Below are 20,495 nucleotides of genomic sequence, written 5' to 3' on the forward strand. Positions count from 1 at the left end.
GTATCGAGAGAAAAACAAGATTGAAGAAGCTTTTCGAGAGATGAAATCACAACTTGCATTACGTCCCATCTATTTGACACGGCCAGAGCGAGTGAAAGCCCATGTGACCATCTGCATCTTAGCTTACTTGCTGATAAACTCAATCGAGATGATGCTCAGGAAAGCGGAAATCACACAGTCGTCTGAAGAACTGCTGCGACAAGTGAGTAGCTGTCGATTAAATCAGGTTGGGTTAAAAAATTCTTCTCAACGTTCATTAACTATTACAGAGATGACTGACCAGCAGGAAAAATTGGTCAAATTATTTAGTTGTGAAAAAATGATGAAGCCGAAAGTGATTAACCAGTTCAATAATTTCTTACTGTAAAACATGTTGTAGTGACAAAACGCTTTCTTACGCATGGTCTAAAGCCTTGCTACGCCTGGGTCTGGAAAAAAATGTCGCCAAACTCGGGATAGAACTTTAGAATCTTTTTATAAAATTTTTATAATTGCTTTAAAACGAGTTTAAAACCTCCCGCTATAATCAATTTGTAGCAAAAAACAGGGAGGTCGTTTAGATGAGTAAACTGAAACTTATGTACGATGTGATTTCCATATTGAAAGAGAAGGAGGTTATTAGTGGTATTTTTCAAGCGGAAGCCAAGAAAGATCAACTACAATTAGTAAGCTTTACGAATGAATTTGAAAAGAATCTTTCCAGCGGTGAGACCAAAGTCAAGATTAGTACAGAACTGGATTGTGATGGCAAGAAAGTGAAACATGAAAGCCAAACCGAGTTTACAATGCAGGACTGCTGCGCTGGGCATAGGCATCATGGCTTTATGAAACATATGCATCATACCCACCACGATAATGGTCAAAACAATGGGGATTTAAAATGTGGAGGGTTTAAAGGGAAATTAACGAAACTGGCGTTTGTACTAAGTATTTTTAATCAAATTAAGGTTGATGAGAAAGAGGATAAGTCCGTCTTTTTATCCTTAAGCCTAAATGATATTCCGGATGACATTAAAAAAACCTTCCAGGAAAGATGTAGTCAGGGAAAAATGTCCGAGCATCATCAACATCACGGCTGTATAAAGGAGTTCTGTGCCTTGAAAGATCCAAAGATCGAGGTTAAGGTTTGGATCAAAAAGACTAGAGAAGTAGAAAAGCTTGTGGTGACCGTTGATGGAAAGCAAGTCAATGAACTTAATGAAAACCATGATATGAGTCTATTGGCAGAATTGCGTCTAACTTAACTAAACCAAGTCAGAAAAGAATTTTCCTCCTTTAAACCGAGGACGCAAAACAATGATTTGTTTTGCGTCCTTTAATAGATATAATGAATACGATAAGCTTCAATGAAGGTTAAGGAACAATGGTTATAGTCACTCTGATTAGTTTTGATTAACTTGATTAAAGCAAAACTAAATTGGTACTGTAGTGTTTAAAATTAGAAGGAAGCATCGATGGGTGAACTTATGTGTTGAAGAGAATGATAAAACGTCTTATGAGAAAATTAAAAAAAGGAAAGAACGTTCACCATAGCGGTCATCGGGAATTCCGCAGAAAACAACTGGAATTCCATGAGCAGCAACGTGAATTATGTTGTCATCAGGAATTTCAGAGAAAACATCGGGAATTCAATCAGTTTCATAAGTCTCTTCGTTTTTTACGTCCAGTTAGCATCGTATTTAACTTAATCATTCTATACTTACTATTTAAATGGGTAGGTATTAAGTCAATTAGTATTTTTTTTGCAGTATTTATAATTATTAAAGAAATCTTGCAGTTTTCTTTTCTCTGGCGTTTAGAGAAGAGGGTATTTAAACCCATTCATAAGCTTAAAGATGGAGTGGAAGAGATTTCTAAAGGGAATTATAATGTTAAAGTGGAGAGCGACGTAATGAATGATCTCGGATTCATTGGGCTTTTAGTGGATTCTTTTAATGAAATGGCCCAAAAGTTACAAGCAAGTGAGAAAGTGAAGTCCGAGTATGAAGAAAATAGAAAGATGCTCGTTGCTAATATTTCACATGATCTTAAGACACCTATCTCAACAGTTCAAGGGTATATTGAAGCGATTTTGGACGGGGTCGTTATATCACCGGAAAAACGGACGATGTACCTTAAAACGATCTATCAAAATACAGTTTATATGGATAAATTGATCGATGATCTCTTTTTGTTTTCTAAGTTGGATCTGCAAAAACTGGATTTTCAGTTTGAAAATGTACAAGTAAGAGCTTTTATGGATGATTTGATGGAAGAATTTAAGTTTGAACTTGAAGAAAAGCAGTGTAATTTTTATTATCTGAATAAGATGGAAGGTGATTGCCTGATTAATATTGATAGGAAAAGATTATATCAGGCTTTTAGGAATATTATTGGAAATGCTGTTAAATATGGATCTAATCAGGATTTAACCATCAAGATAGAACTGGATAGACAAGACGATTTTATAGGTATTAATATCGAAGATAATGGACCGGGAATTCCTGAAGACAAACTTCCTAATATTTTCAATAGATTTTACAGAATTGATAACGAGCGTACAAAAGACTTAATGAGTACTGGCCTTGGACTTGCCATTGCTAAGGAACTTGTGCAAGCCCATGGAGGATCAATTACTGTATTAAGTCTGGAAAGAGAGGGCGCTTGTTTTACAATACGGCTCCCAATTCTTATCAAAAATGATTTGGAAAGAGGTAGGTATGAAACGGATTTTAATTATTGAAGATGATCAAAATATTGCTGAACTAGAACGAGATTATCTTCAATTAAATGGATATGAAGTGGATATTGTACAAGATGGAGCACAGGGTCTGAGGATGGCCTTGACGGGCCAATATAATGTTATCATTGTGGATTTAATGTTGCCAGGTAAAGATGGATATCAAATCACCAAAGAAGTTCGCGATAAATTTGAGATTCCTGTGCTCATCGTGTCTGCTAAAAATGAGGATATCGATAAAATTAGAGGACTTGGTTATGGAGCTGATGATTATTTAACAAAACCATTTAGCCCTGCGGAGTTGGTGGCAAGGGTTAAATCTCATATTACAAGATATGAACGTCTGAAAGGCAAAACAGTAGCTTCTGAAATAATAAACCACAGAGGATTGGAGATAAATACAGCATCCCATAAAGTCTTTGTTAATGGGAAAGAAGTTCAAATGACGACAACAGAATATGGATTGCTAGTGTTTTTTGCCACAAATCCAAATATTGTTTTTAGTAAAGAACATATTTTCGAGACTATATGGGGGAATGAATACTTTGGAGATAGTGCAACCGTACCTGTTCATGTACAAAAGATAAGAAAAAAGATCGAAAGAGACCCTTCAAATCCGGAATTTATCGAAACTTTATGGGGAACGGGATATAGATTTAATTCTTGACACTTTACGGCGGCAACAAGTGGTAAATGGATAAAAGGGGGCGCAGTTCATTTTGAACCGCGAGATACTTTTACGTTTACACCAAAGGTTCGGTAAAACGAGGCCGGTTAGTCGTACCTTTAGTTTGAGATTGATTTAACATCTCCGTAATAGCCTCGCAGAGGCGGTAAATCCCTTCTCGAATCGTTGTTTCCGAATGACGACAGAAACAAAGTCTAATCCGGTCTTTCCCTCCGGAGTTAACATAAAAGGCATTCCCTGGGACAAACGTCACTTTCTTTTCTGCTGCTTTGGTGAGCAGCGCTGCGGCTTTCATGCCAGGCGGCAGTTCACACCACAAGTAATAACCACCTTCCGGGACTGTCCAGGATAAGCCCTGAGGCGCAAACTCCTTTAAAGCGTACACCATGGCATCGCGTTGACACTTATATTGTTTTCTAACGATTAGAAGGTGTTCGTCCAGCAGTCCTCGTTTACAAAATTCTGTCATAACCCACTGAGCGGTCGTGCTGGTATGGAGGTCAACGTGCTGTTTGGCAAGGGATAATTGCTCTAGTACTGGGGTAGGTGCCACACACCAGCCGAGGCGAAGTCCAGGAAATAGTATTTTGGAGAACGTTCCCAGATAGATAACATGTCCATACTCATCTAAGGACTTAAGAGAAGGGAAGGGCTGATTTCCGTAAAACAGTTCGCTATAGGGATCATCTTCCACGATCGGTACATGGTATTGATAGGCCAATTTAAGAAGCTGTTGCCGTCGTGCCAGACTCGTGGTTATCCCGGAAGGATTCTGGAATGTCGGAAGGGTGTAGATGAATTTAGGCCTATGTCGTGCTAAGATTTGTTCTAAGACATCTATTCTTAAACCTTCCTGATCTAACGGTACAGTAAGGATATGGGCGCCTGATGCCTTAAAAACACCAATAGCTCCAAGGAAAGAAGGTTCCTCCATGACGATGTAATCTCCTGGCTCCAAGAAAACCTTAGTTAGAAGATCAAGCCCCTGTTGAGAACCGGAGGTTATTAAAATAGTCTGGGCTTGAGTGCGTATGCCTCTCTGACTAAGCCAATCCGCTATATATTGGCGCAGGGGATAATGACCAATGGTAGGTCCGTATTCGAAGGCTTGCCAATTGCCGGGGCGCATGACCTCCTGGCTTATTTGACTAAATTCCTGAAGCGGATAGTATTCACCTGCTGGGGATCCCAAGGCGAAAGAAATCTGATCCTCTTCACCAATCTCATCCAATATTGACGCCAAGACGGGATTATGCAGGCGCTCTGACTGTCTGGTATAAAAATTTTGCCAAGATATCGGCTGTACAGGCGCACCCAGTGCCTCAGAATCGTTGGCATTTGTAAAACGGTCATGAGAAGGGCCTACTGGCTGAGGGGGGCTTACGATGGTCCCTTTGCCAACGTGTGGCTGAATCAATCCATCGGCTACCAGTTCATGGTAGGCATTGACCACGGTGCTGCGATTGACGCCTAAGGTGGTTGCCAGCTTTCGCTCAGGCGGGAGGCGGAAACCGGGAGGAAGATCATTAGCTAGGATGAGTTGACGAATCTGGCTCCTGATCTGTAAGTAAAGCGGCGTCTTACCGGAACGGTCTATGTGCAGTTTCATGATGCGTTTTCCCTCAATTCGGTGGTGAAGTGCGAAACTCGATGTCGAGGCCTGATGTTCGAAGTTTTGATATTCGGACTTCGTATCCCCTTTAAAGTGTCAGTATAGTTGCCAAGAGTTTAATTCCCTGTTGTATTTGCAGCGGTGTAGGGTTGGAAAAATTTAATCTCATGCTACTGCAGCTTCCTTCGTCCGTAAAAAAATGCGCTCCCGGAACATAGGCTACATTACCCGTCAGGACAGAGGGCAGGAGGTTAACCGTGTCATATTTTTCTGGTAGGGTTAGCCAAATAAACATACCTCCGGTTGGCTTGGTCCAGATGGCTTGATTGGAGAAGTTCTCCTGGAGTTCACTGAGCATAAGATCTCTGCGTACTTTATAGGCTTGACGAATCGTTTCGATGTGTTGATTGGCGTCAAAATGGTTTAGGTAGTAGTGGGTAGCCCTTTGTAAGAGAGTGCTGGTGTGCAAATCAGTTCCTTGTTTTGCTACCACGAGTTTGGCTATCAGGCTCTTTCCGGCAACGATCCAACCGAGTCGAAGTCCGGGGGCTAGTGTTTTAGAAAAGGTACCAAGGTAAATCACCTCGTCCTCGGTGGAGAAAGACCTGATAGCTGGTAAGGCAGAACCTTCATAGCGGAGTTCACCGTAGGGATCATCCTCTATTATAGGAACCCCGTACTTACTCGCTACGCGGAGAACCGCCTTTCGTTCTTCGATAGTAAGGGTGGTACCGGTAGGATTCTGATAAGTGGGAGCAAGGTAAATGAGCTTGGGACGGTTCAGTTTTATAGATACTTCGAGAGCGATGTCATCAATTCCTGCCGCATTTGTAGGAATGGTCGCAAAATTGGCCTGGTAACTGCGAAAGGTTTGGATGGCTCCAAGATAACTCGGGTTTTGAAGGAGCACTACATCCCCAGGATCAAGAAAGAGCTTGGCAATGAGATCCAATCCTTGTTGTGAGCCGTTGGTAAGAAAAATGTTGTCTGCTTCAGAGGGGATCCCCTTAGAGCGCATTTGGTCGGATATCTCCTCACGTAAGGGTAAATATCCTTCGGTAGTTCCGTATTGGAGGACAGAAGGGTCGCCTGCTCCAAGAACTTGAGCATAAGACTCCCTGATTTCGGAGAGTGGAAATAACTCTGGGGCTGGAAGACCACCAGCAAAAGAAATGATATGCGGTTGTTCAGCAAGTTTTAGAAGTTCACGAATCGCTGAATTTTCCATGTGGGTTACCCTTTTGGCATAGGTATGTTGCATAACCATGTTCCCCCTATCGAGTTTTAAACTTATTATAGGGGCGAGATTGGCACTTGAAAACATCCAATTGGATGATTGTATATAGCATCCAATATTCAGTGCTGCCACGAGTTAGTCGATGTTAGGTAGATTAACCCGAATTTTATCAGGGGCAGTCGTAAAAATGGAAGGTATTTGAAGCAGCATGGAGAAATAAGTAGTTAGACTTTTCGGTTATTGTAAGAAAGCAAAGAAAGAAAGTGACGCTGATGATTTTTGAACCACTAGGGATTTATAAAGTGAAATTACCCTTGCCATTTAGACTAAATCATGTGAACTGTCATGCAGTAAAAGGAACCCTTGGTTGGTGGCTCATCGATGCGGGTCTCAGCCGGGAGGCTACAGTTGAAGGGTGGATGCAGTTTTTTGAAGAACATGCTATTAAGCCTTCAGATATTAAAGGAATCTATCTAACTCATTTTCACCCGGACCATTATGGATGTGCGGGGTGGCTTCAGAATTACTCAGGTGCTCCAGTCTATATTGGGGAAATTGATGCCGATCGGATAGAACGCTACTGGAAAGGTAAATACGCTATTCTCGATGCGCTGGACACCTTGTTTAGGGATAATGGCATGCCTAATAAGATCGTCAAAGAGACCATCGGTTCCGTTGATAACCTGATTCGTTATACATCTCCACATGCAGAGCTGACAACCTTAAAGGCAGGCCAGGCGGTGACAATAGGGGATTTCGAATACCAAGTCATCTTGACACCAGGGCATACGGATGGACATATCTGCTTTTACAATGTAGAACAAGGGGTACTCTTATCAGGGGATCACCTCTTGCCTGAAATTTCGTCCAATATTAGTTTGTGGCCCCAAACCGGCGCTGATCCTAACCCCTTGGAAAACTTTCTGCTGGCCATCGACAGTATCCGGAGCTTGAATTGTAAATTAGTTTTGCCCGCTCACGGCAAGCCGTTCTCCACGGTTGAAGAAAGAATCAGTCAATTAGAGGCTCATCACAAAGCGCGCTTGCAAGAAATGAAAGACTGTACTGGCAGTGGTGCGACAGCTTATCAAGTCTGCCAACAGGTTTTTAGACAGGATCTCAGCTTTCATGAGCTGCGTTTCGCCATGGCGGAAACCTTGGCTCACCTCGTGTATTTGACCTATAAAGGTGAATTAAAGGTTTTCACTAAGGCAGGAATCGATAATTATTGCCTTAGTGTATAATTGTTTTTTTCACACAGAGAATGGTTAGAAATGCCCTTCATGTTCATTCACGGACATGAAGGGCTTATGTATTATCTTGTCTATTGTTGGCATGGCAAACTATGCCTTTCCGAGTATCTGATTAAATCAAAAAAGGGACTTTGAGATTTAGTTATTTCCACATAAAGGTGTCTTTAGCCGGCGTATTTGAGTTCCCATAATATATTGTTATAACAAAATTCTTAGCTTAGCACCAAAAGTGAGGAGGAAGATTTATCCGATTTTACTATGCGACAATCATGTTACCCCAGCCTTTGCCTTCATTAGACTTTAGGAGTTTGAGTTACCAAGCATTCTATTTATAGACCAAGCAACACAATTAAGTTCAAATTTAATGACAAAGAGCTTATGTAACAAAAGAACGATATATTCCAATCGGCTATTGTTAGCATAAGAGAAAAAAATTCTAGCCAATCATATTGACCACTTGGTCAAAAGGGGCGTATAATCCTATCATCGTTGATCATAAGCGGTTGGTAAAAGGAGTTTTACAAGGAGCGATAACATTGTACCGTAATTTTGAAAATCTACATGAAGATAAAAAGCAAACAATTTTAAAGGCCTGTATCCAAGAATTTGCCGATAAAGGATATGATAAGGCCTCAACGAACTCAATTATTAAGGAAGCTGCAATTTCTAAAGGAATTCTGTTTCATTACTTTAAGAATAAGCGACGTTTATTTTTGTATATTGTCGATTACTGTATTCAGAAAATGCTTGCTGAGTTTGACAAATACCCCTTAACTGAGACGAGGGATATCTTTCAAAGATTGAGTGAACTGGGAGTGATTAAGCTTAAAATAGCTCATGAATATCCATATATTGTAAAGTTATTCGTGGAAGGACTTATGAATTCTCCTCAGGACATGCGAACGGAAATTGAACAGAAATACGTTCAAGCCTCAAAGGAATCTATGCCGATGTTTTTTAAGGATATTGATTATTCAAGGTTTCGTAGTGGAGTGGAAGCATCTAAGGCAATCGAAATAATCATGCTCTTTTTAGGGGCACTTGGAGAAAAATATCTCAAGGATTATAAAGGTAAGGAACAAGATTTGTTCGAGAATTACGATAAAATCATGGCGGAGTACATGGAGTATTTAGAAATTTTAAAGTATGGGATGTATGATTTAGAATTGAAGAACTAAATTCAATAACTATATTAAATAACTAAATCCAAAAGCTAGGTACCAAAAATACGTAGAGCAAGATAGTATACATTTTCTGGGAGGTGAGACGTAATGGATGTGCTTATGGAAGGAAAAGATCTCCGCAAGCTTTATCGGACTGGCGAAGTAGAAATTGAAGTCTTAAAGGGGATCAACTTTCAAATCTTCTATGGAGAATTCATTGTCGTATTGGGTCAAAGCGGCTCTGGCAAGACCACGTTGCTGAATATTATCGGTGGAATGACCCAGGCGACAACAGGTGAGCTTTATTACAAGGGGCAACCCCTTCATGAGATCGATGACCAAGAACTTACTTTTTATCGACGCAATGAAGTAGGCTTCGTCTTTCAAAACTATAACTTAATGCCAAATCTCACAACTTATGAAAATGTAAGGTTAGCAGTAGAAATCGCTCAAAATCCACTCTCCGTCTCGGATATCTTACGTGAAGTAGGTCTTGATGCTTGGGCGGACCATTTCCCATCCCAGCTCTCAGGAGGCCAGCAGCAAAGGGTTGCTATTGCTCGGGCCATTGTCAAAAACCCGGAGCTATTGCTCTGTGATGAACCGACGGGTGCCTTAGATATTCAAACTGGGATTCAAGTATTAAAAGCATTACAGAAGTTAAACCGTGAATACCATAAGACGGTGATGATCATTACCCATAATGTTGAAATCGCCAAAATGGCGAACCGGGTTTTTTATTTAAAAGATGGGCTGCTCGAGGATGTTAAAGTTAATGAACATCCACTTTGTCCTGAGGATATATCATGGTGATGCTCAGAAGAAAGACATGGAGAGATATCAAAGAGAATAAAGGGGTCTATTTTGCCTGTATTATGGTCATCGCCCTAGGTTTGCTCATTTATACTTCTATGTCGATTGCCGTGGAGAGCATGGATAAGACCTTGCAGGAGTATTATACTGAAACAAACTTTGCGGACGGATTTATCAGCGTAACAGGTTATCCCGAAAACAAAGTGAACTCATTGTCGTTCATACCTGGAATTGATCAAGCAGCCGGCCGAATTACCAAAGAGGTGCGCATTATTGATCAACAGAAAGACTCTAATCGTTATTTAAAAATCCTCACCCTTAATCCTCCGAATACCCCACAAATCAACCAAATTCATCTCACAACGGGGCAGCTACCGAGAGAAAACCAACCCGAAATTCTCGTGGACCCCAAATTTTTGGCCGCTAATCATTTGTCCTTAGGGGATACCATCAATGTGAATCTTGATGGCAATCAAGTGCCTTTGATGATTACTGGAACTGCGCAAAGCCCAGAGTTTATTTACATTATGAGAAATGCCCAAGACCTTTACCCATCCCCAGAAGAATTTGGCATGGCGTACGTTTCCTTTAGCACGCTCAAAGCACTCGTTAAGGAAAAAGGTCAAGTTAATGATCTGGTGATAACCCTCAAGGAGGGTGTTAGTTTTGATTCAGTTAAGGACAGTCTTCAAGCCATGTTAAAACCCTATGGAGTTCGGAGTATTATCCCTCGTAAAGATCAAACGAGCCACACCATTATGACCAGTGAGATTAAACAAATCCGAACCATGTCCAAAACTCTGCCTGTAGTGTTTTTGGGAGTGGCTGCCATAATTTTGTATACTATGTTGCGGCGCCTCATCGAGCTGCAACGAGGGATCATCGGTACCCTGAAGGCCTTTGGCTTTTCGGGTCGAGAGATTGTCTTGCATTATCTGACCTATCCCGTCGTCATAGGCACGACAGGGGGATTATTGGGAGGATTAGCTGGGGTGGCTCTTTCCTTTCCCTTAACAACGATGTACAAGGCATTCTTTGATTTGCCGGGTCTTAAAAGCGAATTCTCTATTAAATACCTCTTTATTAGCCTTGCATTAGCACTCGTCTTTAGCGTTCTAAGTGGGATCAAAGGCAGTCTCGATGTTTTGCGTTTAGAACCAGCCGAAGCCATGAGGCCCCCGGCTCCAGGGACCGCGTCTAAAACCTTGATCGAAAAATTCACCTGGTTTTGGCAAAACCTTTCGTCACAAGCCCAGATGGGTATTCGAGATGTGTTTCGCACCCCTATGAGGAGTCTCTTTAACGTCCTTGGGATTGCGGTAGTCTTTAGCTTGATGACAGTTTCTTGGTCGATGCAGAACATGACTGATATATTGACGACGGTCCAGTTAGAAAAAGTTCAAACCTTTGATGTCAAATTGTCGTTAAGCCAGCCTTCCCCCACAGGAGCTACAAAATTTGCCGTCGCGCATGAACCTGGGGTAACTAAAGTTGAACCCTTATTAGAAGTACCCGCTTCTTTGAGAAACGGTTGGTTAAAGAAAGACGTCGCGCTGATGGGTCTTACTCAAGAAACCACACTTTATAATATTCTCGATAAAAAAGGGCAAAAGGTGGAGGTTCCTGATCATGGGGTTTTGCTATCTGAACATTTAGCTAAATCTCTAAATGTCAAAGCAGGAGACGAAATATATGTCGAAAGTCCCTTGAGGAGAGAAACTATTGGGCAGAAGGGTGAGATGCTGTTAGTCAAGGGAGTAGTTCCTCAGTATGTAGGGCTTAATGCTTTTATGAAGGATACAGAATTGCATCGCTTCTTAAGGCAAGGAGAAATCAGTACCTCAATGCTGATTGAGATGGACCCTTCTGAAGTTGGAACCATGAAGAGTAAGTACCGAAATGCCAGTAATGTCGCTTCGATCGAATCTCTCAAGGATACGGGGGAAAAGATTAGTAAAATGATGGAATCCTTCGGTTTTACGGTTTGGATAATCGCCATTCTCGGTGGAATTTGCGGATTTGCCCTTATCTATAATGCTAGTATTATTTCACTTTCTGAACGGAAACGAGAATTGGCATCCCTCCGAGTATTAGGAATGACACCCAGAGAAGTATTACGGGTGATTACCTCAGAACAATGGACCTTATATATTTTTGGAATCCTGCTTGGAATTCCCTTGGCCTATGGATTAAGTATTAGTATGGCGGGGTCTATGAGCAATGATATGTACTCTCTACCGGCAGACCTTCCGCCAATGGCTTTACTGGGAGCGGCTGCAGGAACCGCTTTTTCTGTTCTGGTGGCACAAAGCAGGGCTTACTACAAAATAAAGTCACTTCCCTATGTTGAGATTCTTGCAACACGAGATTAAGAGTGACAATGGAAAAGTCTATGAGAGGGTGATGAAAGTGGCCATAGAAAAAACAAAATTTAAGCTAACCCCAAAAACGTTTAAACTGCCTAAGCTCAAACAACGCAAGTTCGTTCTTATGGGAGGGCTGGCACTCCTGATTCTGATTGCTGTTACGATCTCAAATGCCATGCCCCTACCTGTGAACGTTCTTACTCTGCAGCCCAAAGACTTTAGCAAAGGTTTTACAGAGGAAGGGGAAGTAATGGCTGCTCAAGAGTGGCCGATCTTCAACTCTGTTGAAGGGAAACTGCAATCCCTCAAGGTTCAAAATGGAGATAGCGTTAAAAAGGGAGACGTACTCTTAGAAATGAGTACTAGCGACTTAAACTACCAGTTGGAAGGACTAAAAGCACAATTACAAAGTCTGGAAGGACAACGCCTACAGAATTATCAAAGTCCCAAAACGGCGCAAATCGCCCAGCAAACCTTACTCATACAACTAGCGGAAAAGGATGCTCAGACAGAAGAACTAAACTTGACTCGAATGAAGGCCCTCTATGATAGTGGCTCCATTGCTCGAGTACAATATGAAGAAGCTGAGAGAAGCTTCGAGAAAGCGAAAAACCTTTTAGAACAGCAGAAATTAGGCTTACAATTAATCTATGAGCAACATCAGACTTCTCAGGGGACTGAACTATATTATAGTAATCAAAAGAAAGCTCTTCAAGCGCAAATTGACCCATTGGAAGATAAGATTAGCAAAGCCGTAGTGGTTGCCCAGCAAGACGGAATCATCAAAGACCTCACTCTTAAAGAAGGCAACCTAATCCCTCAAGGCGAGCAGATCATGACCGTGTTCACAAACGAGGGTTATAAATTAGAGAGTTTTGTCCTAGCTAGTGATGCCCTTGATATCAAAGTTGGGAGCCCGGTCCAAGTGACCCAAGCGACCAGCACAGTTCATAAATCCTTTGAGGGTACGGTTAGTGCCGTAGATATCTCAGCCGTGGAGAGAATTTCTCCCCTTGGACTTAAGGAGAACCGCGTAAAAATCACGATTCAACTCGCTAAACCCTCTCCCAACGTCGTTCTGGGCAGTAATGTGGATGTTAAATTTACCACTGTGGAAATTCCTGCTCAACTAATGATCCCGAAAACAGCCCTTTTTCCCTATCAAGAAGGGGATGCTGTCTGGATGATTCGGGAGGGCAAGGCTAAGATCCAGCCTGTGAAGAAAGGTCTGGAAAATGACAGTCAGGTGATGATTGAGCAAGGATTAGTAGAAGGGGATCTTATTTTACAAGACCCTAGCTTAAAGGAACTTAAGGAAGGTAAACGCCTTAAAGAAATGCTGTAAGAATAACTTGTAGCAAACACCAGTGGCAGTAGACTTGTTCGAAGTTCGATGCGCCTAGTTCGAACCAAAAGTAGTTTTTTTGGGTCAAACCACGAACATCGAACCACGAACTACGAACCACGATTATTCCCGTATCTGCAGAGAAGACAGTTATTAGTTAGTTGTCAACTTGGGTGGTACCGCGAAACTAACCCTTCGTCTTAAATATGAGACGAAGGGTTTATTTATTTTTCAAACTCGAACTCCCCCTTGACTTTGAAGGAGAAAGACCTCGATATTTGGAGAAGAATAGCGTAGAATGGAAGTATAAAAAGAGAAAGCAGGACTTTATATGAAGGTTTATCCTAAAGAGTTATGAAAAGCACTAAATTGAATTGGAGAATAGGATTCATCATAGTATTAATTGCTTTTATGCTTTTTGCCCTTGGCATGATGTATTCATTTGGTTCAGGGCGCGTTGTTGACGGCAAGGTGGATTTGTCGAGGGTTGATTTTAAGCAGAATAAATCAGTGCAATTAAATGGTCACTGGGAATTCTATTGGGATCAATTATTGACGCCGGAGGATTTTATTGCTGAGCAACCTCCACAAATGGATTCGCTTATGAAAGTGCCAGGCACTTGGGATGATAGAAAAGCAGGAACCAAGGTTTATCCACAACGTGGGGTTGCCACCTATCGTATGTGCCTATCCTATCCATCGACACTTAATGACCCAGCTCTACGCATCCGAAATGTTGCTAATGCCTATAAGTTCTATGTCAATGGACAGCTTATAGCTGAAGTTGGAAAGGTATCCGACAAACCTTCAGATTTCAAAGAAGGCGAGGAATCGCTCATTTTAAATTTGCCAAAGGATACGCTAGAGCTTGAATTGGTTTTTCAGGTTGGCAATCTCAATTATGCCAGAGGAGGACTTCGCGAAGGTCCAGTCTTTGGATCAAAACAAGTATTAGAGCGGCAAAAGATGATCTTCTTAGCGCAGCAGCTCTTCTTTATGGGCAGTGTTTTTATATTCGGTATTTATTATTTCTTACTCTTTCTCTTGCAAACCAAAAATAAGACTGCCCTGTTCTTTAGCATACTTTGTTTTATCACAGCCTTGCGTTCCTTAATTTGGGGCGAAGTCCCTGTTGTGATCTTCTTTCCTAATATGCCATTCGAGGTCGGGGCATATATTAATTATTTGACAGCTTATAATTTATTGCCGATTATGAACTTATTTGTCCTAAGTATTTATCCTTTGGACTATAAAAAAACGATAGCTGGTTTAGTTTTACTACCTTCCGTATTTTTTAATATATTGTTCCTAACCCCCCCTGAATTTATGTCTACATTCACTAAGTATTTATACGTACTGATTCTGCTGCAAATGATTTACATCATGGGCGTCCTAATAAAAGCCGTGCTCTATAAAAGGGACAATGCGATCTTAATGTTTATTGCTATCTACGTTTTCGTTTTAGCGATCCTCACAGATATCCTTCACTACAAAGGGATGGGTGGAATTAATAGTTCCTATGTGTTTTTATATGGAAATTTCGTAGTTATATTAGCTATGTCTTTTGTTCAAGCCAAACAACAGGCCCATACCCATAAAAAGCTCATTTTGTTCAATGAAAAGTTAGTTGAGGCAGACAGACTCAAGGACAAAATAATGGCAAGCGAAATGTCCTTTTTACAAGCCCAGATTAAGCCGCATTTTCTCTACAATGCCCTGAATGCTATTGCCAATGTCTGCGAAAAGGATGGGAAAAAGGCTGGCAAGCTCATTGTAGACTTAGCAATCTATTTAAGAGGAAGTCTGGAATTTAATCATCTGGATAAAATGGTAACGCTAGACAAAGAACTGGAATTTATCAACACGTATTTTAGCATTGAACAAGCACGCTTTGGTCAAAAGATACAGCTGCTTACAGAGATTGAAATACCTTTAGATTATCAGTTACCTGTACTCATACTCCAGCCCTTAGTGGAAAACGCCGTTCGACATGGTATATCAAAAAAACCAGGCGGAGGAAGAGTTATCGTCAGGGTAATACAGATAGAGGAAGGCATAGGCATAGGCATTGAGATTGAAGATGATGGGATTGGAATTAATGAGGAAAAGCTTACGCTCCTCTTAAGTGAAAAAGGAAACGATCAAGGCGTCGGTCTCCTTAATATCCACCATCGGCTCCTGAGATTGTATGACAGAGGACTTGATATCAACAGTGAGTTAGGATGTGGCACCTGCGTGAGAATGGTGATACAGAAAGGGGGAAGGCAGTAATTGATACGGATTGCGGCAGTCGACGATGAGATGCATGTGTTAGAACGATTCGAAAGAATAGTGTTGGAAGTTAAGGAACTTGAGTTGTGTGGTCTGTTTGAAACGGGAGAACAGTTATTATCCTATCTAAAAGATCATCCCTTGGATGCTGTATTCTTAGATATCGAAATGCCAGGTGTTAATGGCCTTCAGCTATCCGAACGGATCTTAGATATAAATGAAACGATCGATATTGTTTTCGTGACCGCCTATAACCAATATGCAGTTGAGGCTTTTGAGTTACAGGCGATGGATTATATTATGAAGCCCTTGACAGCGGAAAGACTGGGTAAAACTGTCCAGCGATTATTGAAAACCAAAAGGACAGTCGAGCGCCCCGGGAAACCAATTATTCAATGCTTTGGTGATTTCGAAGTTTTCTTAAACGGAGAAGTGCTGGCCTGGAAAAACTCCAAGGCCAAGGAACTATTAGCTTTTTTAATTCACAAAAAGGGCGTACCAGTCAATTGGGAAAAGATAGCGGATGCAGTATGGCCTGATTATGATTCTGAGAAAGCCCAAACAAATTTCCATGCCAACACCTATCTGCTGCGTAAACGATTGGCAGAGGCAGGCATATCTCAAATATTGGAAAGCCGTCGTGGGAATTATCGAGTTGTGACAGAGCAGGTTTTCTGTGAACTCTATCAGTTGGAAGAGTTGATCAAGGGCTATCAGAGCAAAAGGACGGAAGATTTACGTTTACTTGAGCAATTAAAGCATAGGGGATATATGGAAGCGAGCGGGTATGCCTGGGCCCATCCAAGAGCAGCTGAACTTGACGAAATGTGCACAAGGGTAATGGATGATTTGAAGAAAAAGAATTAAATAGATAGAAGTTTTCAAGGCAAATATGTTGAGATTTCGAGAATAAGTACGAAAAACATAGGATATATAAGGTTTTACCGAAGTGCCCAATAGGAGAGATCAATCCTATAGGGCACTTCCCATTTAGGGTTCATTTAGGGTGAGTGTTTTATGATCGGAGTAACGCAGTAAATAGGAGGCGAAGCTATGAATGAAAGTCTATAAGCAATATCAATTCAGAGTAAAAAATGTATCGATTCGACTTTCTGAACTGGAGTCATCAAAAAATCTTAAACATCTTTAAAAAAGCCCTTAAGTTTTGCATCGATATTACGATAATATAGTAGGAGGAACAATCGTGCTAGTGTTAGGAAGAAAGCCTGGCGAATATGTGATGATTGGCGATGACATCATGGTCAAAGTCATTAAAAGTGAATTCGGTGATTTAAGACTCGCAATCAATGCCCCTCTAAGCACAACTATTACACGTGGAGAATTATATGAAAATCAAAATGACTCTCTTACGATTAATAAACACCAAGCCATTCAGTAACTAACTAGAACAAGTAACTAAATATAGTTGCATGGACGAGCAAATAAGCCAAATCATCCTTACAGGACGTAGGGGAGATTAGGAATATTTGCTCGTTTTCTTTATTTATTGATTTATTAGTTCACCAAAATCAAGGAGGAAAAAACATGTTGGTGTTAGGAAGAAAGCCTGGAGAATATATCATGATCGGCGATGTTATGGTTAAAGTAGTCAGGAGTAACTCAGGTGATTTAAGACTCGCCATTGATGCTCCTAAAAACGTAAGTATTACACGGGGAGAGTTATACGAATGTCAAAAGAATTCTCTCACGACTAATATCCAGTAATGTCTTTTCAACGGCACACTAGTATGAACTAAACTTAATGCAGGTACATGGACGAGCAAATAGCCAAATAAACCCTACAGGACGTAGGGGAGTTATTTGGGATAGTTTGCTCGTTTTTTTTATTAATCCAATTAATCAAGGAGGAGTAAATTATGCTGGTGTTAGGAAGAAAGCCTGGCGAGTATGTGATGATTGGCGACGACATCATGGTCAAAGTCATTAAAAGTGACTTCGGTGATTTGAGATTGGCAATCGATGCCCCTAAACACACACCTATTATACGTGGAGAATTATTTGAAGAGCAAAATAAACCACCAAGATCAACTAACAAAAGTATCTCGTAATTTTGAAAAGAACCTTAATAAATACTTCAAGGATGATTACCTTTGCTCATTCCAGCAGGACGCTGGGTTAGATGAGGCAAGGATCGTCCTTTTTTTATAGCTCCTAATCATTAATTTGGTAATAAGCCGAGTGGCCATGAGGCTTGTTATAAATATGTGAACACGGAAGTTCACATAAATAAAAAATACACGGAGGTTATAGTTATGATTATCAACCACAATATGGCGTCACTGAACACCTATCGTCAGATGAGTACCAACATGACCAACACCAGCAAATCGCTGGAAAAACTGTCCTCAGGTCTTCGCATTAACAAAGCGGGTGACGATGCTGCTGGTCTTGCCATCTCCGAAAAAATGCGTGGTCAGATCCGTGGTCTAGATCAGGCAGCTCGTAATGGTCAAGATGGTATTTCATTAATCAACACTGCTGAAGGTGCATTGAGCGAAACCCATAGCATTCTGCAACGGATGCGCGAGCTTGCTGTTCAGGCGGGCAATGATACTAATACCACGAATGACCGTACTGAGATTCAGAAGGAAGTCAATCAGCTTACTTCTGAGATCAACCGCATTGGTAACACCACCGAATTCAACACAAAGAAACTGCTTAAAGGCGAACTGAATGTACAGAGTGCAGTCACCGCTAAAGTGAGTGGTGGTTTGGTTGGTGATAGTATTGACATCATAACTTCCGCGACTAAGGCTACTGCTACAAGTACAGGATTAAGTGACGTGAGTATTTCTGCTGTAGGTGGTAAGACAGTAACCGGTGATGTAGCTTATGCAAGTCATGCTGCAGTTGGTTCAGGACCAAATGTTCAATTAACTAAGGCTACAGCTACAAGTAGTGTAGCACTTGCAACTGCTGATATTTCAGAAGTAGGCGGCCTGACCGAAACTGGTGATGTGGTTTATGCAGGTCATGCTGCTGCTGATTCAGGACCAACTGTTCAATTAACTAAAGGAACAGCAACGGGTACAGCAATAACAGATGCTGCTGCTAAGATCGACAGCTTTTCAGGAGATGTAGCAACGGGTACTGCGGCTTATACTGTTGCTGGTGGTGGTGCAGGAGAATTTGTAGGTCCAACAGTAACAGCTACAGATAATGAACTGCAATTCACACTTAATGGAAGTGCTTACACTGCTACTTTAGTAGCAAATGATTATGATGGATCAGCTGGTAATGGTGCCGCTAAATTTGCAGATGATTTACAGACTGCCATGCGATTAGCTGCAGCTGCAGATGCTAATCCGAATGATATCACCGTAACCCTTGGTGCTGACGGTAAAATTGCTATAGGTTTAGCTGATACGAATAGTAGCACCATGTCAATTGATGGTGGTGGATTAGCAACAGAACATTTACTTGCAGCACCAACAGATTCATTAACAACGACAACAGCAACTGCTAACGATGATCTTACGCTAACAGTAAGTGGCACAACTAAGACAATTAATTTGGCAAATGCCACATATGATCTAACTGCCTCTGGTGGAGCTGGAGATCAAACTGATTTCTTAGTAGATCTTAATGCAAAATTAGATACGGCTTTCGGTGCTGGTAATGTAACTGCAACTTTTGATGCAGACGATAAGCTAACTTTTACAAATAATGCAACAGGAACATCAAGTACGCTAACTAATATTTCTGGTGGCGCAGCGGCAACACTTGGATTAACAGCTGCTACCTCTGTACAAGGAACTGAAAATAATCAGTTAACAGTTACTCTAAACGGCACGCAAAAGACAATTTCCCTAGAACTAGCTGATTATGCTGCAGGTGCAGACAATAGTGCAGATGACTTTGCAGCAGACATACAAGCCAAGCTTCAAGCCGAAGGCGGAGATTTCGCCAACGTCACAGTTGGGTTTGATGCTAACAACAAGATGGTATTTACAACAGCTGACAGTACTGACACATTCTCTGTAGATGGTGGCGGTGCAAAAGCCCTTGTTGGAGGTACATTCACAGCTGGAACAGCGGGGACAGGTAACAATGATTTATCACTTACAGTAGGCGGCGTTACCAAACAAATTACGCTAGCTAATGATAACTATGATTTCTCAGTTGCACAAGATAAAACTGATTTCTTAGCAGATATCAATGGTAAATTAGATACAGCTTTTGGTGCTGGTAATGTAGCTGCAAGCTTTGATGGAACTAATAAGCTAGTTTTTACAAATAATGCAGAGGGAACAACAAGTACTATAACTGATATTTCTGGTGACGCAGCAGCATCACTTGGATTAACAACTCCTGATATAATACAAGGAACTGAAAATAATCAGTTAACAGTTACCCTAAACGGAACCCAAAAGACAGTTTCTCTAGACATAAAAAACTATGATACAAGTGTAACTGAGGGCGCAGATGACTTTGCAGCAGACATACAAGCTAAGCTTCAAGCAGAAGGTGGAGATTTCGCTACAGTCACAGTTGGGTTTGATGCTAACAACAAGATGGTATTTACCACTGCTGACAGCGGAGACACGTTAACTGTAGATGGCGGCGGAGCGAAAGCGCTTGTGGGCACCAGCTTTGCAACCGCTAATGAGGGATCTGGTAACAACGAGTTATCTATCACCGTCGGCGGCGTAACCAAAGCCATTACTCTTGCTACTGATGACTATGATTTTGCTAATGTTGCGCAAGATCGAACTGATTTCCTAGCCGACCTACAAGGCAAACTCACTACTGCTTTCGGTGCAGGAAATGTTACAGCTTCTTTTGAGGCTAGCGGATCAGCCTTTGATCCTCGGCAGAATCTAGTTATCACTAATAATCTGACTGGAGAAAACAGTACAATCGGCAACACCACAGGTAGTGCATCGTCCGATTTAGGATTAAGCTCATCTACACTAGAGCAGGGTAAAAACGCCAATCATACAGGATCAATTGTAATAGACGGGACAACCGCTAATATTAGCTTAGCTGCTGGAACAAAAACAGCAG

15 protein-coding genes and 2 pseudogenes are annotated in these 20,495 nt (G+C 41.3%); 15 read left to right on the forward strand and 2 right to left on the reverse strand.

Annotated elements, in window-relative coordinates; translation table 11 throughout:
- The 4 genes and pseudogenes from JL57_RS20020 to JL57_RS20035 all read left to right on the forward strand — a co-directional run.
- Nucleotides 1-367 (forward strand): annotated as a pseudogene (locus JL57_RS20020) (transposase); the annotation flags it as partial.
- Between the two features lie 193 nt (nt 368-560).
- Nucleotides 561-1,244 (forward strand): hypothetical protein, encoded by a 684-nt coding sequence (locus JL57_RS20025; RefSeq protein ID WP_034143747.1) that lies wholly within the window; start codon nt 561-563, stop codon nt 1,242-1,244.
- Between the two features lie 224 nt (nt 1,245-1,468).
- Nucleotides 1,469-2,722: a cell wall metabolism sensor histidine kinase WalK gene (locus JL57_RS20030; protein WP_291300325.1), complete on the forward strand. Its 1,254-nt coding sequence runs from the start codon at nt 1,469-1,471 to the stop codon at nt 2,720-2,722.
- On the forward strand, nt 2,700-3,386 hold the full coding sequence (locus JL57_RS20035; RefSeq protein ID WP_034143748.1) for a response regulator transcription factor: 687 nt from the start codon (nt 2,700-2,702) through the stop codon (nt 3,384-3,386). Before JL57_RS20030 ends, JL57_RS20035 begins: the two co-directional genes overlap by 23 nt.
- 76 nt (nt 3,387-3,462) lie before the next feature.
- Here JL57_RS20035 and JL57_RS20040 read toward each other — a convergent pair whose 3' ends face one another.
- Complete coding sequence (locus JL57_RS20040) at nt 3,463-5,016, reverse strand: PLP-dependent aminotransferase family protein (RefSeq protein ID WP_034143749.1); 1,554 nt, start codon at nt 5,014-5,016, stop codon at nt 3,463-3,465.
- A 91-nt stretch (nt 5,017-5,107) separates the two neighbouring features.
- A complete protein-coding gene (locus tag JL57_RS20045; RefSeq protein WP_045691386.1) occupies nt 5,108-6,280 on the reverse strand; it encodes a PLP-dependent aminotransferase family protein in 1,173 nt (390 codons plus the stop codon).
- Between the two features lie 248 nt (nt 6,281-6,528).
- On the opposite strand from JL57_RS20045, the gene JL57_RS20050 reads away from it, so the two are divergent.
- The 11 genes and pseudogenes from JL57_RS20050 to JL57_RS20100 form a co-directional block, all read left to right on the forward strand.
- A complete protein-coding gene (locus JL57_RS20050) occupies nt 6,529-7,500 on the forward strand; it encodes an MBL fold metallo-hydrolase (protein ID WP_034143751.1) in 972 nt (323 codons plus the stop codon).
- Nucleotides 7,501-8,045: 545 nt separating this feature from the next.
- Nucleotides 8,046-8,687 (forward strand): TetR/AcrR family transcriptional regulator, encoded by a 642-nt coding sequence (locus tag JL57_RS20055; protein ID WP_034143752.1) that lies wholly within the window; start codon nt 8,046-8,048, stop codon nt 8,685-8,687.
- Nucleotides 8,688-8,780: 93 nt separating this feature from the next.
- Complete coding sequence (locus JL57_RS20060) at nt 8,781-9,485, forward strand: ABC transporter ATP-binding protein (RefSeq protein ID WP_034143753.1); 705 nt, start codon at nt 8,781-8,783, stop codon at nt 9,483-9,485.
- On the forward strand, nt 9,479-11,857 hold the full coding sequence (locus JL57_RS20065) for an ABC transporter permease (protein WP_034143754.1): 2,379 nt from the start codon (nt 9,479-9,481) through the stop codon (nt 11,855-11,857). Before JL57_RS20060 ends, JL57_RS20065 begins: the two co-directional genes overlap by 7 nt.
- A 31-nt stretch (nt 11,858-11,888) precedes the next feature.
- The gene (locus JL57_RS20070) at nt 11,889-13,196 is read left to right on the forward strand and encodes an efflux RND transporter periplasmic adaptor subunit (RefSeq protein WP_366557060.1); all 1,308 of its coding nucleotides are present in this window, start codon (nt 11,889-11,891) and stop codon (nt 13,194-13,196) included.
- A gap of 354 nt (nt 13,197-13,550) precedes the next feature.
- Entirely contained in the window at nt 13,551-15,467 is a 1,917-nt protein-coding gene (locus JL57_RS20075; protein WP_034143755.1) for a histidine kinase, read from the forward strand.
- Complete coding sequence (locus JL57_RS20080; protein ID WP_034143756.1) at nt 15,468-16,334, forward strand: response regulator; 867 nt, start codon at nt 15,468-15,470, stop codon at nt 16,332-16,334.
- 337 nt (nt 16,335-16,671) lie between these two features.
- Complete coding sequence (locus JL57_RS20085; RefSeq protein WP_045691387.1) at nt 16,672-16,866, forward strand: carbon storage regulator; 195 nt, start codon at nt 16,672-16,674, stop codon at nt 16,864-16,866.
- Between the two features lie 146 nt (nt 16,867-17,012).
- Complete coding sequence (locus tag JL57_RS20090) at nt 17,013-17,192, forward strand: carbon storage regulator (protein ID WP_034143757.1); 180 nt, start codon at nt 17,013-17,015, stop codon at nt 17,190-17,192.
- Nucleotides 17,193-17,344: 152 nt separating this feature from the next.
- Nucleotides 17,345-17,536: a carbon storage regulator gene (locus JL57_RS20095; RefSeq protein ID WP_034143758.1), complete on the forward strand. Its 192-nt coding sequence runs from the start codon at nt 17,345-17,347 to the stop codon at nt 17,534-17,536.
- Between the two features lie 204 nt (nt 17,537-17,740).
- A pseudogene (locus JL57_RS20100) lies at nt 17,741-18,148 on the forward strand (flagellin); the annotation flags it as partial.
- Nucleotides 18,149-20,495: the final 2,347 nt, after the last annotated feature.

Source organism: Desulfosporosinus sp. BICA1-9 (assembly GCF_000802135.1).